This is a genomic window from Roseimaritima multifibrata, from assembly GCF_007741495.1.
Lineage (GTDB): Bacteria > Planctomycetota > Planctomycetia > Pirellulales > Pirellulaceae > Roseimaritima > Roseimaritima multifibrata.
The window spans coordinates 6,392,571-6,408,182 of record NZ_CP036262.1 but is presented as its reverse complement, the minus strand read 5'-3'; the positions used below and the strand labels follow the sequence as shown (position 1 = coordinate 6,408,182).

General features: G+C 55.9%; 13 protein-coding genes. All 13 read left to right on the top strand.

Annotation, left to right across the window (positions count from 1 at the left end):
- Positions 1-38: 38 nt before the first annotated feature.
- The 13 genes from FF011L_RS23260 to FF011L_RS23205 are packed head-to-tail and all read left to right on the top strand — an operon-like array spanning position 39 to position 15,531.
- Complete coding sequence (locus tag FF011L_RS23260; protein ID WP_145354341.1) at positions 39-1,373, top strand: cytochrome c; 1,335 nt, start codon at positions 39-41, stop codon at positions 1,371-1,373.
- Positions 1,370-1,543, top strand: a complete 174-nt coding sequence (locus FF011L_RS26575) for a hypothetical protein (RefSeq protein ID WP_218932836.1) — start codon at positions 1,370-1,372, stop codon at positions 1,541-1,543. The genes FF011L_RS23260 and FF011L_RS26575 overlap by 4 nt, the downstream gene beginning before the upstream one ends.
- Positions 1,540-2,583 (top strand): COX15/CtaA family protein, encoded by a 1,044-nt coding sequence (locus FF011L_RS23255; RefSeq protein WP_145354340.1) that lies wholly within the window; start codon positions 1,540-1,542, stop codon positions 2,581-2,583. The genes FF011L_RS26575 and FF011L_RS23255 overlap by 4 nt, the downstream gene beginning before the upstream one ends.
- A 55-nt stretch (positions 2,584-2,638) precedes the next feature.
- Complete coding sequence (locus FF011L_RS23250) at positions 2,639-3,640, top strand: protoheme IX farnesyltransferase (protein WP_145354339.1); 1,002 nt, start codon at positions 2,639-2,641, stop codon at positions 3,638-3,640.
- A 55-nt stretch (positions 3,641-3,695) separates the two neighbouring features.
- Positions 3,696-4,694 carry an ABC transporter ATP-binding protein gene (locus tag FF011L_RS23245; protein ID WP_246109588.1) on the top strand — a complete coding sequence of 333 codons (999 nt, stop codon included), beginning with the start codon at positions 3,696-3,698 and terminating at the stop codon, positions 4,692-4,694.
- A 51-nt stretch (positions 4,695-4,745) separates the two neighbouring features.
- Positions 4,746-5,606 carry an ABC transporter permease gene (locus FF011L_RS23240; RefSeq protein WP_246109587.1) on the top strand — a complete coding sequence of 287 codons (861 nt, stop codon included), beginning with the start codon at positions 4,746-4,748 and terminating at the stop codon, positions 5,604-5,606.
- On the top strand, positions 5,606-6,295 hold the full coding sequence (locus tag FF011L_RS23235; protein WP_145354338.1) for an SCO family protein: 690 nt from the start codon (positions 5,606-5,608) through the stop codon (positions 6,293-6,295). Before FF011L_RS23240 ends, FF011L_RS23235 begins: the two co-directional genes overlap by 1 nt.
- Positions 6,295-6,762: a DUF420 domain-containing protein gene (locus FF011L_RS23230; protein ID WP_246109586.1), complete on the top strand. Its 468-nt coding sequence runs from the start codon at positions 6,295-6,297 to the stop codon at positions 6,760-6,762. Before FF011L_RS23235 ends, FF011L_RS23230 begins: the two co-directional genes overlap by 1 nt.
- Entirely contained in the window at positions 6,746-9,007 is a 2,262-nt protein-coding gene (locus tag FF011L_RS23225) for an outer membrane protein assembly factor BamB family protein (RefSeq protein WP_145354336.1), read from the top strand. Before FF011L_RS23230 ends, FF011L_RS23225 begins: the two co-directional genes overlap by 17 nt.
- Before the next feature lie 46 nt (positions 9,008-9,053).
- Positions 9,054-10,175 carry an AAA family ATPase gene (locus FF011L_RS23220; RefSeq protein WP_218932835.1) on the top strand — a complete coding sequence of 374 codons (1,122 nt, stop codon included), beginning with the start codon at positions 9,054-9,056 and terminating at the stop codon, positions 10,173-10,175.
- Positions 10,129-11,034 carry a DUF58 domain-containing protein gene (locus FF011L_RS23215; RefSeq protein WP_145354335.1) on the top strand — a complete coding sequence of 302 codons (906 nt, stop codon included), beginning with the start codon at positions 10,129-10,131 and terminating at the stop codon, positions 11,032-11,034. The genes FF011L_RS23220 and FF011L_RS23215 overlap by 47 nt, the downstream gene beginning before the upstream one ends.
- Entirely contained in the window at positions 11,027-13,252 is a 2,226-nt protein-coding gene (locus FF011L_RS23210; protein ID WP_145354334.1) for a BatA domain-containing protein, read from the top strand. Before FF011L_RS23215 ends, FF011L_RS23210 begins: the two co-directional genes overlap by 8 nt.
- On the top strand, positions 13,249-15,531 hold the full coding sequence (locus tag FF011L_RS23205; protein ID WP_145354333.1) for a vWA domain-containing protein: 2,283 nt from the start codon (positions 13,249-13,251) through the stop codon (positions 15,529-15,531). Before FF011L_RS23210 ends, FF011L_RS23205 begins: the two co-directional genes overlap by 4 nt.
- Positions 15,532-15,612: the final 81 nt, after the last annotated feature.

Below are 15,612 nucleotides of genomic sequence, written 5' to 3'. Positions count from 1 at the left end.
ATTGAACGGTCGCTTCCTCCGTTTGAATCTGTGTGATCATGTCGGGCTCCCTTTCTAATGTTTGTCGTTCACTGGTCGCTGTCGGCTGGGTTGGAATGGCTGTCGCAATCTGTTTGTTTGTTGCTCCAGGCTGTGATTCGCAGCCGATCTCGTTTTCCGGCAATGCCCTGGAAAAAGTGAAGCAAGAACACGTTAGCGGCGCCGATTTAGGGCAGGCGGAATCGGATATTCAGGCGATCATGCAGGCTTGGTTTGGAACGCCTGATCAACCGATCGTCCCGGTCGCTCTGCAAGACTTGGTCCAGGTCGACCGAATCGAACGATCCGCGGGGCCTGTTTCCAGCACTGAAGATGGCGAGCACCAGGGTCTCTACCGCGAACACTGTGCTGTCTGTCATGGTCTGAATGGCAATGGCCGTGGACCTGCGTCGGGCCTGCAGAACCCCTATCCCCGCGATTTCCGCATGGGTGTCTATAAGTTCAAGTCGACGCCGCGTGGAACTCCGCCAACCCGGGAAGACTTGCTCGCCACGCTGCACCGTGGGGCTCCCGGGACCGCGATGCCGACCTTTCATTCGCTTCCCGAAAGCGATCGAGAAGCGTTGGTGGATTACGTGATCTATCTGTCGGTTCGCGGAATGCTGGAACGTCAGTTATGGCAGATCGCCGCGGAAGAATTCGATTATGATTCTCAGCCGCTTCCCCCAGAGGAACGCTTGTACGCGGCTGGAAATGAAGGGACGGACGATCCTGCCTTTGTGCAGCAAGTGGCGGCTATCGATGAATTGCTGCTGGAGATCACTCAGGCTTGGCTCAACGCGCCTCAGCTTGCCTTGGAGATTCCCGAAGTCCCAGCAGATGTTGGTCGCAATGTTGGTACCGCAGAGGAGGAAGATTCGGAATTGGTTGAAATTCACGATGCATCGGTCGCCCGCGGAAAGGCTTTGTTTCATGGTCAGACCGCGAATTGTGTTGGTTGCCATGGACCAGCCGGCAAAGCCGATGTGGCGACTTTAGATTTTGATGACTGGACGAAGGACTGGACCACTCGGATCAATATCACTCCGACCGATACCGATGCGATTGCTCCTTTTCGAGCCGCTGGTGCGCTTCGTCCGCGACCCGCGAAGCCGCGAAATCTTCAGTTGGGCGCCTTTCATGGCGGAAGCGATCCGGGCTTGCTGTATACACGAATCGTTAACGGTATCGATGGGACGCCGATGCCCGCGATGGAATTGGTGGAACACCCGCAGCCCGTTGGTTTAACGCAACGGCAGGTTTGGGATTTGATTAATTATGTGCTGTCGTTGTCACCGGCGGATGTGGCACCGCTTGCTTCCGAATCGCTGGTCTTGCCGGAGTCCAGTCGATGAGTGAACAGAATTACCGAACGATTGGCGCGATCAGCGGTTTGGTGCTGGGGATGGTTGCGATGCGAGTGTTGGGATTCGGCGGGATGATTCCCGGAGCCGTTTTCGGAGCTGGAGGCGCTGTGCTGGGGGCGATGGCGGCAGAGCGAGTCTTCAGGAGGACGCGGCGATGAGCGATTCGGCGATACAGACGCAAGAAGATTCCTATCGACCTTGGCTCTATCGGTGGACGCTGCTGGTGCTGGGACTGGTCTGGCCACTGGTCTGGGTCGGATCGTTGGTGACGACTCAAGATGCTGGCATGTCGGTCCCCGATTGGCCAAATACTTACGGAGATAACCTGTTTCTCTATCCACTGGAAACGTGGTTGTCAGGGCCCTTTGATCTGTTTATCGAACATGGGCACCGATTGCTGGGGGCGCTGGTCGGTTTTGTTGCGATCATCGTGGTCGCGGTCGCATTCTGGACGGAGCGTCGTCGCTGGGTCCAAGGCCTGGCCGTTCTTGGCTTGGTGTTGATTATTGTGCAGGGAATTTTGGGCGGGATGCGGGTTGTGCTGGGGGATCGCCTGTTGGCGATGACCCATGGCTGTACGGCTCCGATTGTTTTTGCCCTTTTTACCGTTCTGGCGGTGGTGACCAGTCGGTGGTGGTCGCAGATTCGCAGCGGACCCTCAGAAGTCGATTCGCCAACCAAAACGGAGGGATCGGCATCTGGAAGCGATGGTGCTAGATCGTCCCTAAAGGTGGTTCGTGGGGGATGGCTGGCGTCAGTGGTGGTAATCGCCTGCTATTTTCAGCTGGTCCTGGGGGCGATGCTACGGCATGTCAGTATGGAAGCGACACCGGGCGGATTCACGCATACGGTCGCGATGCACGTCCTGCTAGCCTTCGTGATTTGGGGATTAACCGCGATTTTGTGGCTCCGATTACGGGGGTGCGGCGAAAAGACGCTGTCGCGACCCGGGGGTGCTCTGGTAGGATTGGTGGCAGTGCAGATCGCCTTGGGTTTAACAACCTGGGTGGTCCATTATGGTTTTCCAATGTTTCAGGACTATGGATTTCCTGCTCGATACCTTGTCCAAGCCAAATCGTTTTGGGGTTCGTTTGTCATCTGCGGCCATGTTGCCACGGGATCATTGATCTTGGCGACGGCTGTCCTGTTGACGACGCGAACGTTTCGAATCAAGCATCTGCGCAGGACAAGTAGCTAGCGATTTTAAGCAATTCACGATTACGCTCACTTATTTCGACGAGCCCGCTGGAACGATGAGTTTGGCCGCGCCATCCCCACCTATTCGACTGCACGCCAACGCCGACACTTCGGTTGTGGGGGTCGATTCTGTGCTGCAGCGGGAATCCTCTGCCACACGCGATGAGGAAGCGGTGGCAAAAGCCCACCCAGGTCTGTTGCGCGATTTGATCGTGCTGACCAAGCCGCGGATTGTGATCATGGTTTTGGTCACCACCGGGGTCGCAGCGGTTGTCGCTGCCGGTTGGCAGCTTTCTCCGCTGGTCCTTCTGCATGCCCTCCTGGGGACGGCTGCCGTCGGGGCAAGTGCGGGGACCATGAACCAGATTTGGGAACGTCGCCTCGACTGCGGGATGAAGCGAACCCGCTCGCGGCCGCTTCCTGCAGGCCGGATCACGCTCTTTTGGGCCGTCGTTTACTGCGGCGTTCTGGGGATCACGGGAACGGCCTACTTAAGCTGGTTTTCGGGGCCCGCCCCGGCCTTCTTTGGGATCGCCACTTGGTTGACGTATGTATTGATATACACCCCCATGAAAACACGGACCTCTTGGAATACGACCGTCGGGGCCGTTTCCGGAGCCTTGCCGATGATGATCGGCTACACGGCCGCAGGTGGTGATGTGTTGGGGATACGTGGCTGGCTGTTGGTGGCGGTATTGGTCGCTTGGCAGTATCCGCATTTCATGGCAATTGCCTGGATGTATCGCCGCGAATATGGCGAAGCCGGTTTTCTGATGACGCCGGTTGTTGAACCGACCGGTCGCAGCGCTGCGGCTCAGTCGGTTGTCGGCGCTTTCGCGTTATTGGCGGTTCTGGTCGCTTTGGTCTGGATGACAGCAAGTGGCTGGAGTGCGGTTGGATTAAGCCTGCTGATGGTTGCCGTTTCTTTCGGTCTGGTTCGAGATTCAATACGTTTTGCCTACCTGAAAACGGACGCTTCCGCTCGACGGATGATGTTTGCTTCGCTGCTTCAGTTGCCCTCCGCGATGATTGTCCTGGTCATCGCCGCATTGGTGTAGGTGGGAAACCCTCCCGCCGTTTTCCTTTCTGTCTGCTCTCCCTCCTACGATCCCCGTGAACGGTTTGACTTCACCAACATCATCGGCGACACATGCTCCCGCGTCGCCGTCATCGGAAATATCGCCCGCGGTCATCCAAGTTGCCGGCGTGGAACATCGTTACGGTGATCGAGCCGCACTGCAGGGAGTCGATCTGACGGTTCAGCAAGGCTCGATTTTTGCATTGCTGGGGCCAAACGGCAGTGGCAAGACCACTCTGTTTCGCTTGATTTCCACTTTGATGCCGCTGCAAAAAGGACAGATCACCGTCGCGGGGGCCGAGGTGCGCGACGTTATCGAAGTCCGCAAACGCATTGGAATCGTCTTTCAGTCGCCCAGCTTGGACAAGAAATTGTCCGTCGATGAAAATATTGCCTGCCAAGCGGCGTTGTATGGATTGTCCGGAGCCGCTTTCCGGAAGCGACGCGATGAAGTCCTGCAGGCCTTGGGTTTGACCGATCGTCGTAAAGAGATCTGCGAAAAACTGTCGGGCGGGCTAAAACGACGCGTCGAATTGGCAAAGGGAATGTTGCATCGGCCGCGAGTCCTATTGCTGGATGAACCGAGCACCGGCCTGGACCCAGGGGCCCGCTTGGACCTTTGGGAAGCCTTGCGTTCGATGGCTGCTGAAGGAATGACGATCCTTCTGACAACCCATCTGCTGGAAGAGGCCGAAAAAGCCGATCAGCTGGCGATTTTGGCGGAGGGCAAAATCATCGCCAACGGAACACCCGATCAGCTGCAAGCCGAGATGGGGGATGGCCTGGTCACGATTCATAGCGAAGATCCTGAAGCGACCGAGAAATTGGTTCAGGAGAAACTAGGATTGAAGGTTCAACGAGTTCAACAACAGATCCGAATCCATAGTGACCGACCGGCGGACTTGGTTCCCAAGTTGGCGGAGTTGCTAGGCGAATCGGCTCGATCGATTACGGTCGGACGCCCTGGATTGGAAGATGTCTTTATTGCCAAGACCGGGCACCGTTTTTGGTCGACGTCGGAAGCACAGGAATAACAAAGAAACACTATGTCGATAACGACTTCTGCACCCTCAAGTACCGCTTCCGTGTCCGCTACGGATCCTACGGCCGCGATGCCTACAACCGTTCATTCTCCGAGTGGTTGGGGGGCTGCGTGGATGCTTGCCCGCCGCGAATGGGTTCGCTTTTTTAGACAACGCAACCGCGTCACCGCAGCTGTCGTTCAGCCCCTGCTTTTTTGGCTCCTGTTTGGAACCGGTTTGCGGGGCTCGTTTGAAGGGGCAGGGGGACAGGATTTTATCCAGTTCTTCTTGCCAGGAACCGTTGCCTTGATCGTCCTTTTTACTGCGATCTTTGCGACCATTTCGGTGATCGAGGATCGCCGCGAAGGTTTTATGCAGGCTGTGCTTGTCGCGCCGGTAGGGCGGTGGCCCGTGTTGGCAGGCAAAGTGATTGGCGGCGGAGCGATCGCGTGGGTTCAGGCGGTCTTCTTTCTTACCTTGGTTTACGCCTTCGGAACCGCTCCTCTCAGTTTTTCAATTTTCCCGTTGATGCTGCTGTTAGCGGTGCTGGCACTGTCGATGTGCGGGTTGGGAATGATTGTTGCCTGGCCGATGGATAGCACTCAAGGGTTTCATGCCATCATGATGTTGGGTCTGATGCCGATGTGGTTGATGAGCGGGGCCTTTTTCCCGGTACCAGCCGCCGGCGAAGAATCGCTTGCGATGGGGCAGACCGTGCTTCGCTGGGTGATGTTAGCCAATCCGTTGACCTATGGATTGGCTGAAATGCGGCATTTGTTGTATCCCGCCGTCGATTTTGCCGAAGGTGGGTTCGCTCCGGATTCAGTAACCAACTGGATCGTTTCCGTCCTGTTCATGGTCGCGATGCTGTCGATTGCATGGTACCTGATGCGGGGAAGTAAGAAAGCAGATTTGGTGGCCTAATGCGAACGGCAGTCCATATTTTTTTGATCGTGGTGATCGGTTTGGTGATTGGGCTGGCGCTCCGCCAAATGCGAAATCAATCTCAGCGGCAGCATACGGTCACAATCAAAGGTCCTGACGGTGACATCGAAGTCGTCATCGATGAAGAACAGCCAACCCGAGTCGAAGCTCCTCCGAAACCAGATCTCCCGGAAGATGCAAATTGGGTGCGAGAGTTCACGTTGACCGAACGGAGTGGCCGAGAAGTCACGAGTGAATCGCTGAAAGGACAGCCCTACGTTGTCAGTTTCTTTTTCACTCAGTGTCCCAGTATTTGCATTCAGCAAAATCAAGCGCTGAAGGAACTGGCCGACAAATTCGCTGGCCAAGATGTCAAGTTCCTGTCCATTTCCGTCGACGCGGAAAACGATACGCCAGAGGCGCTGCGTGAGTACGCCGCCCGCTTCGGTGCCGATCCGGATCAATGGTTGTTTCTGACGACCGATGACCCCATCTACATCCAGCGTGTGGGGGCCGAGATGTTTCAAGTTTCGGCAAACTTGCAGCATACCGAGCGGTTTATTCTGATGAATCCTGAAGGGGATATGGAAGCGTTATATCGCTGGAGTGACCCGCGTTCGTTGAAACGACTGGAAAAAGATTTGCAGGAAATGATCGCGGCCAATAAAACAGCGAAGGATGCTGCCTGATGGACTGGTTAGCCGAAAACCTACCGCATGCAACGGCTTCGCTAAACGCGTTGGCAACCATTCTGCTGTTGCTTGCCCTGTGGCAAGTCAAGCGTGGCAATATCAAGGCCCATCGTAACTTGATGCTGACCGCCCTTAGCGTCAGTGTCCTTTTTCTGGGGCTGTACCTACTGCACAAATTTGCCTTGTTGGAAACGACCGGATCGCCGAACAAAAAGTTTCCTCGGGACCCTGCGGTTGCGTCCCAAGGGGCGTTCATCGTTTATCTGTTGGTGCTGCTGACTCATATCCCGCTTGCGATCACCGTTCCCGTATTGGCCGTGTGGGCTGCTATCCTGGGACTGAAGGACCGCCGAAGTGCTCATCGACGGCTTGTCCGCTGGGCGTTCCCGATTTGGTTGTACGTTTCCATTTCAGGGGTCGTTGTCTATCTAATGCTATATCAAATCTATGTTCCGCCTCAGTAGAGTACGATCGATTCAGCGATTCGGGGTGATGACCCTGGTTGTCTGTTTTTGGGTCGGTGGCAACCTGAGTTTGTTTGCACAGTCGCAGCGACTGTATGAGATTGAACCGGCACAGCGGTTGTCGTTCAATCAGCTGGATCAGTTGATTATCGCCGGAGAAGCGGACGCGGCGGTCGATTTGGCGGTCCAAATGTTGGATTCGACCGACGGACGCCTAATGCGGGTCCCGGACAGTCTTCGCACAGATGCGGACCTCATTGCCGAAAACTATCAGCCTGCTGAACTCGCCGTTCATGATCGTTTGCTCCGGTTGGGGCTGAAGTACCCCGAGACGCTGCAACTGTACCGCCAGCGTTTTGATCGAGTCGCAAAATCGGAGTGGGAACGTGCGGTCCAGGTTGTTGAACCGGAGGAAGCTCGCAAGGCGTTGCTTGAAGTCTCCCGCCGGTATTTTTCGACTTCGTATGGCGATGATGTCCTGCTGTCGTTGGCCGATTTAGACCTGCGGGCAGGGCGGTTGCAGTCGGCGATCGATCATCTGGTTCGTATCGATCCTTTCTGGCAACCTCGGTCTCCCGTTCCTGCCGGCGTATCTTCGCCGGAATCGGCTGCGGTATCAGCGACTGATTGGAATACGCTGCTGGCGACACTCAGACGCGATCCGAAGACTCCGCTCCCTTTTTCGGTGATCGATTCTTTAGTACAGCAGGTTCAGAACCGCAAAGGGTTGCCTTTGGGATGTTATCGCAATTCTTCGATTCCGCTTCGCCAAGTTGGCGACCGTTTGATTGCAGCCTATCGCGCTCGCGGTGCCGACATATTGGTTGTCGAACTGGAACGGATCGTCCAGGTTGCTGCAGATGAAGTTTCCGGGGATCAGGAAGCGGATTCGTTGAAAGTCGCGAGTGCGGAACCTGAGTGGTCGGCGGTCGTCGATGGTGCACCGGGAGAGAAACATCAGCGAGTCCTGCAGGGATCTGCACGGTATCTGCAAAACGTTGACAAAAACAGTCTGCCGCCGCTCGCTGCCGGAGTGAATGAAAAGGTGAGCGTTCGTTCTTTCCCCGCGATCGTCGATGGTGTCGCTTTTATTCATTCGGGATCAGAGGTCTTTGCCCGTTCGCTACAGACTGGCCAGCCCTGGCCGTCGGGTATCGGGACCGAGGCGATCCATGTTGCGACCAACACCGATACGTTGCTTTGGCCTGCCGGGCTTCCCTTGTCTGGGATGCCACGTTTCGATTTGGTCGCGGGAGGACGTTGGCTGGTGGGAAGTTTCGGTTCACGGTATGTCGGTCAGCAAGCGTATCGCAGCCAGCGAACAGCCAGTCAGTTGGTGGTTTTGGATCGGTATCGCGAAGGGGCGTTGCAGGGCGGTTATCCCGTTCGGTTGCCTGACGATTACGTTTTTGCCAGCCGTCCGGTTCTGTTGGGCGATCGCTGTTTTATCGCGGTGCGAAGTACCGATGGGGCAGCTCAATCGATCACGCTGCAATGCTACGATCTTCCCACTGGAAACATTTTGTGGGCCAGTCCACCGTTTGTGATGCAACGGTTGGTTAAGGAACAAATTGCCGTGGAAACGATTCCCTTGGTTTTGGCCGAAGACCGGTTGGTGATCCACGCCGAAGGGGTGACCGCATCCGTTTCAGTCGCAGACGGACGGTTGCAGTGGAGTGTTCGGCATCCGCTTGCGGAATTGGATTCTGGCGGTTTTCCTCGGCAGCGGCCGGCGGCGGTAAAGTCCGATTCGGCGTTGGGAGTCGTTGGAGGTGAAGTGATCGTCGCTGGCGTCGATATGGATCGTGTGGTCGGATTGAATGCTGCCGACGGGCAACTGCGGTGGGCAACGGCGGCAGGAGTCGGGGACGATATCACGCATGTGATCGGCCAAGTTGCGGGCCAGTGGGTACTGGGGGGGCAGCAATTGATTTGGTTGAAGGCGCTCTCCGGGGATGTGTTGTCTAGTTTTCCTGAAGGGGATGTGGATCAAGTGGGGGGCGGAATCGATTCGCCTGCCGGGGTGGGGACCGGAATCCTTGTGGATGGTTTTGTTTACTGGCCGACGTCCGAGTCCATTTATGTGTTTCCGGGGGCCGTTGACGAAAATGATCGTGGGACGGCGATTCCGCGGATGGTCGATCGGATTTCGCTACGCCCTTTTGGTCGGCGAGGTGGCGATCTGAGCGAGTCGGACGGGTGGATTTTAAACAGTACCCCCGAAGCGATCGTTGTTCTCAAATGACGTTAGGTCATTGCCACCGGCTCACGGGTCAGCGACACTAGTAGACATGAATGCCAATCCTACTTCTACCGATTCCGTGGCTTCGCTTGCAGCCGATGATGCTTCACGTCTCGTTCGGCTTGGTGAAATTAAGCGGCTGATGACCGAACAACTGCACCGACGGATTGTTGGTCAGGAAGAGGTGATTGAACAGGTCTTGATCGCCTTGTTTTCCGGGGGCCACTGTTTGCTGGTTGGCGTTCCCGGATTGGCAAAGACATTGTTGGTTCACAGTCTTTCCGAAGTCCTGCAGTTGCAGTTCAGCCGTATCCAGTTCACTCCCGACCTGATGCCCGCCGATATCACGGGAACGGAAGTGATGCAGGAGGATCGGGCAAGCGGCGAACGTCATTTTCGATTCATTGAAGGACCGGTCTTTGCTAATATCGTGCTGGCTGATGAAATCAATCGAACTCCGCCGAAAACTCAGGCGGCCCTCTTGGAAGCGATGCAGGAAAAACAGGTGACGGCAGCCGGACAGCGGCATGCGCTGCCGAATCCGTTTTTTGTGCTGGCGACCCAGAACCCGATCGAGCAAGAGGGGACCTACCCGCTCCCAGAGGCTCAGCTGGATCGATTCATGTTTGATATTCGGATTCGTCACATGAGTGAAGATGACGAATTGGCGGTGGTGATGCGGACGACGGGGGATGGGCAGGAGTCGATCCAGCCGGTTTTGAATGCGGACGAATTGGTTGAATTGATCCAGACTGTACGGCGCGTTCCGGTCGCCGCAAGCGTTGCACGATACGCGACGCGGTTGGCACGTCTGTCACGGCCTGCCGACACTTCGGCAGCCGACGGCGGCACAAAAACGCTTCCCGTTTCACAACGCGTCGACCAGTTCGTCCAGTGGGGCGCCGGGCCACGCGGTAGTCAGTACTTGGTGCTAGGGGCCAAAGCAAAAGCCGCACTTGATGGCCGGATGATGGTGGAACGCGAAGATATTCGATCGATTGCGAAGCCTGTCTTGCGACATCGAATGCGATTGAATTTTGCCGCTCGAGCGGAAGGTTTGTCTGCGGACGCCTTGATTGACGAATTGCTAGACGCTATCGACCAACAAGAGAAAAGCGATCTTCATGGATCCGAATTGGAAAAAGTTTTTCGATCCGCAGACGCTCGCTGAACTTTCCGGTTCCGGACTTCGTCGGCTGCGCCCGTTTGACGGCGGGGCGCTGACAGGGGTGCACCGCAGTTCCAGGCATGGGCATAGCGTCGAATTCGCGGAGCATCGTCCGTACGTCTTAGGGGACGATCTGCGAAGTGTGGACTGGAAAGTCTACGCTCGAACCGATCGCTTCTTTCTGCAAAATCGTGAAGACGAAACCGCCTTGGTCTGCCATCTGATGCTGGATGCGTCGGGTAGTATGGCATTCGCCGGTCTTCAGCCTTCCGGGGATGCCCAAAGCAAATTTGACTACGCGGCACGCGTCGCCGCTTCTCTTGGGTTCATCACGCTTACCGCGCAGGATCAATGCTCTTTGACCTTCCTGGGTGGCAACGGAATCGATCTGCCGCTGAGCAATGGAGAACCACAGGTGCAAGGAATGGTTGACGTCCTTGCCCGTTGTCAGGTTGAGGGCGATGACCATGTCGGTCAGCAAGTTCAGCAGGCGCTGGCTCGTTTGACCCGCCCGGGAATTGTTGTCCTGATCAGTGATCTTTTGGATTCCCCGCAAGCGATCGAAACGGCCGTCCGGTACGTGCGAGCGGCGGGACACGATTTGTTTGTTATTCAAGTCCTGCATCCAGAAGAGAAAGAATTGTCGGTGCACGGGATGACGCGGTTTCAAGGAATGGAAGGGGAACCGCCGGTCGATCTGCAGCCCGAGGCGTTTGCGGAAGCGTACCACGAAGCGATGCAAGAATTTTGTCAGTCGATTGAGCAGGTGTGCGAGCAAACCGAAACGCCTTTCCTCGCTCTGACGACAGATCAACCGATCGGATCCATGTTGGCTGCGAGGTTGAATCAGTACTATGGATAGTGCCGCGGGGATTTTCCTGCCAACGCTTTTTGCGATTGGGCCGTTTGTCGCAGGTGGGATGCTGCTGTGGGGGATGGTCGCTGGAGTTCCCATTGTCTTGCACTTGCTGAATCGACGGCGGCTGCGAACGGTCGATTGGCCAGCGATGCAGTTTCTTTTGGCGGCGATGCAAAAACGCTCCCGCAGTGTTCGCTTGTGGCAGTGGTTGCTCCTGCTGATTCGGGTCTTGGCGGTGTTGATGATTGCTGTGGCGCTGGCAAATCCAATATTCCAACAAACGTTGGCAACCAAGAATCGACCGGCCGTCTTAAGGGTGATTGTGCTGGATACTTCCTATTCAATGTTCACGCAGTTGCCTGATGGAAAAACCCGGTTTCAAGTTGCGAAAGAGCGGGCAGCGGAAGTTTGCCGAGAAACGCTGCCCGGCGACACATTGATGCTCTTCGCAATGCAAGAGTCTCCTTTGGCGATGGTTCCGAAGCCTTCTGCGGACGTCGATCGTGTGGTTCGAGAATTGGAGCGGATGCAACCCGCGATGACTCCCGCTTCTCTGCCAGCGATGTTGGCGGTTCTGGAACGCTCGGTTCCCGACGACCAAGTGAACAACCTTCAGGCGTACTTCTTCAGTGATGGGCAGCAGCAGACGTGGCAGCCAGCGACGAGCGGTAGCATCGGGGCTCGCTGGCAGGATCTGCAGTCGGATATTGGATCGGTGGAAGTCATCGATGTCACCGATGGCCAACCGCAGACGACGGTGAATGTAAGACTGCGTTCGCTGGATGCGGTGGCCGCGAATCGTTTGACGGTCACTGCCACCGCGGACGAACCGCTCTCGGCAGCAATCCCCGTTTCGATTTCCGTCGATGGAAACGATACCTATGCCACCAGTTTGGCGATGAACACGCCGGGGGACTCGTTTGCGGAAGTTGCGATTCCGGCGGCGGCAGGACCTTCGGTTGTGCATGCTCAGTTGGTGGAGGATTCTCTGTTCGTCGACAATGAACGTTGGTTGGTTCGGCAACCGACCAAACCGTTGTTGGTTTATTGTGTGGGGCCAGCGAATCGAACGCGATTTGTTGCCGCTGCATTGCAGGCAGGAACCGAAGGTCAGTGGGAAATCCAGCAGCTGACTTCCGAACGGTTTCAGTCCATGGCGAACGATGCTAAGCCCCGCTCAGCCGATTTACTGATGATGTGCGATCTTGTGGTTGTTGATGCCGCTATGCAGACAGCGATCGACCGAATGGTTACGGCTAGGTCGGGAATCATCTGGTGGTTAGGAATGAATGCTAGTCCGGAAGGGTACACCGCGTCAGAGCTTCCGTTCCGCTTGCAGGAGCCCTCTTCCGAAGCGGTTTATCCCATTGATCCGCGAGGGTACCGGCATCCCATCGCGGCGCCGTTTGCTCCGTTCCCGCAGTCGGGGCTGCTCTCGACGCCTGTTTTCCGTTACTGGAAAATCGAAGCCCAGCAAGGAGAAGTCGCCCTGGGGATCGGGAAACAAAGTGCTCCTCTGGTGATTGCCATCGATCGCGATCAGCGGGTTGCGGCGGACCTTGGTGATACGGTAGACACGAAGGTTTCTCGAACGCTTGTGGTGACGACCGCGCCGATGGTCGCCGCTTCGAATGACGACCCTGCACCCTGGAATTTATTAGTCGCGTGGCCAAGTCTGGTCCCTTTGGTACAAGAACTGTCCGCGTGGGCGACGGTGCCGGCTAGGAGATCGACTGAACTTCAAGTTGGGCAATCGCTGACGCACGCCATTGCGGGGCGTCGGGATCGACCACAGACGGTAACGCTTCTTGAACCGGGGATAAGTGGAGCGCAGCAAACGGTTAAACGTGTACTGGATGTTACTCCGCTTTCGCAGACAGGGCAAACTGGTTGGACGGCCGGGAAACTGGAATCGCCTGGAATTTACCGCCTGGAATATGCCGATCAGACCGAGCAGTTGATTGCGGTGAATGTTGATCCCCGTGAGGGCGATTTGAGAAAACTGACGCAAAGCGAAAGGGATTCGCTGCGGCGTCTTGGCAGCGAGCAAGACGAATCGACGGAGGAACAAACGTCAAAGGTCGCGCGTGGTGAAAAGGAGGCCCAAGGGGAATCGATCGATGGGGTCGGGGACTGGTTTCGCAGCCTGCTTTTTGTGGCGCTGGGATTGTTGGTCACCGAATCGTTGGTCAGCCGATTTGCAATGAAGGGATCTCCATGATCGCGGATCTTCAAACTTGGTCTTGGAATGGGAGCACGTGGCAAGCGTACTGGCCGCTGCCGATTTGGGTTGTCGGCCTGTTGGCGATTCTTTTGGTTGCTGTCGCCGTTCTTTCCTATTGGAAGAATGCGCCGGGCCTTGGTCCCCGCTTCCTGATGATTTTTCTCCGCGCTTTCTCCTTGCTGATGCTGCTGGCCATGTTGAGCGGGTTTGCTTTGGCAAGGTATGAAACCCAGCCAGCGGAAGTTGTTCTACTGCTGGATCATTCCGGGAGCATGCAGGCTCCTGCTGACGTATCAACTTCCGCGGGGAGCGACGCACTTTCCCGTCTTCAGCAAGCTTCCGATATTTTGCTGGATGACCAGAATGTCTTGTCTCTGCTGCAAGAGAGTTATCAGGTTCGAATTGAAGGCTGGAATGGCTCGATTGATCTAAACGATCCGCAAGAACTAGCGGAGGAATTAGCGGATTTGGAAGAGTATCCACGCAGCCCACTTGGAAATTGGCTACTGGAAACGGTCGCGTTGCAGGCTGGTCAACGAACGGCGGCGATCGTGTTGATTTCAGATGGGATCGTTACCGACGGCAAAACCTTACAAGCCGCTGCGGATCAAGCGGCAATCCAGCAAATACCACTTGTGATGGTTGGACTGGGGAAGACTGAAGTCCGATTGGATTTGGCGATCGAAGACGTGATTCATGGTGCCTGGGCCTTGATGGGGGATCGCGTCACCGTGCAGGCGATGGTGCGAACAACCGGGCTGAAGGCGGGCCAAGAAGTGGAAGTGCAGCTTCAGGATGAATCGACCGGTGAAGTGCGTGATCGTCAAACGATCCGTGTTGCCGATGGAGAAAGCATGCATGCGGTGGAGCTTACGTTTGTTGCGGATCAACCGAAAGAGGCTATGTGGAAAGTCGTGGTTGTGCCACAGGCGACTGAAATCGAACGGGCCAATAACGAGCGAGTGATTCGTGTCGATATACGCGATCAGCCATTAAAAGTGTTGTTGGTTCAGGACCGGCCTAGCTATGAATTTCGATATCTAAAGCACTTGCTGGAACGGGTGCGGAACCAAGCCGATTCAAGCAAACCTTTGATCGAACTGACGTCGGTGCTGCAGAGCGGAGATCCTGAATACGCACGTCAGGATCAAACGGCGGAAATCCTTCCGCCGGTGGGGCGGGAGGCTTTGAAGCAGATGGACGCGGTGATCCTTAGCGATGCGGCGCTTTCTCTCTTGGGAGATATCTTTCTGAAACAACTTGCGTTGGCGGTTCAGGAGGATGGGGTCGGTTTGATCATTGTTGCGGGACCTCGGCATTTGCCAGCAGAACTAAAGGGGACGCCGTTGCAATCGATGGTTCCTGTTGATTTGCAAAGTGTTGAAACGCCTCGTTCCACGCAGGGGATGAAGTCGATTCGTTGGACTCCGCTGGGAAAAAATACCTCGTCGTTGCGGTTAAGTGAGTCAGGGGATGTGCCGTTGCCAATGCTGTCCGCCGTTTGGGCTGCCCGTCAGGTAAGGCCGCTTGGTAAAGTGCTTTGGGAATCCGATGATGCGGAAGCGTTACCAATTGTGGTGACTCAGTTTGCGGGTGCCGGTCAGGTTCGTTTGCAGTTGACCGATGAGACGTTTCGGCTGCAGTCGTTTGACGGTACCGGCAATTTGCATGAACGCTATTGGTTGCAAGCGATCCGTGAACTCGCTCGTGGAAAACGGCAGGCTTCGAATAGTCCATGGGAATTAGAAGTCGAGGGTGACCGGTTTGCCGTCGGTGAAACGGTTCCGTTGCGAGCGAAAATTCAAGGTGATCCGCAAGTCGTGAAAGTGCTGCTGCGAAGCGGCGATCATGAGCAGATGATTGAATTGGATTCCGTCGGGCCAGGAGAGTATCGAGCGGCGGCGGTGGATCTGCCGGCGGGAAGTTACCAGGCCATTTTGATCGAACCATTGATCGCCTCCGGCGCTCCGCTGGAAGATCGTTTTGTCGTCGATGTGACGCCGCTGGAGAAGATTCGCTTGAATAGCGACTTCGCCGCGATGCAGGTGGCTGCGGAGCGTTCTGGTGGAACTTTTTTAGAACCAAACGCTCGCTTCGCAAAACAATTGCAAGCGGCCATTCCAGCACTCCCTCCCGTCCGCTTGCAGCCTCTGCCGGCGACCCCGCTGTGGAATCATCCGCTGGTCGCTTTGTTGCTTTTTACTTCATTGGCGGCGGAGTGGATTCTGCGGACGAATTTTAATCCGAAGCGTTTGTTCTCAAAATCTTCAGCCTAAATCAATCGATTAAGGTTTTTGGGGCAAAATGAATTTGCATGTGTCCAAAACCAGGCTAGCCGTTGCGGTCTGTGCGACGCC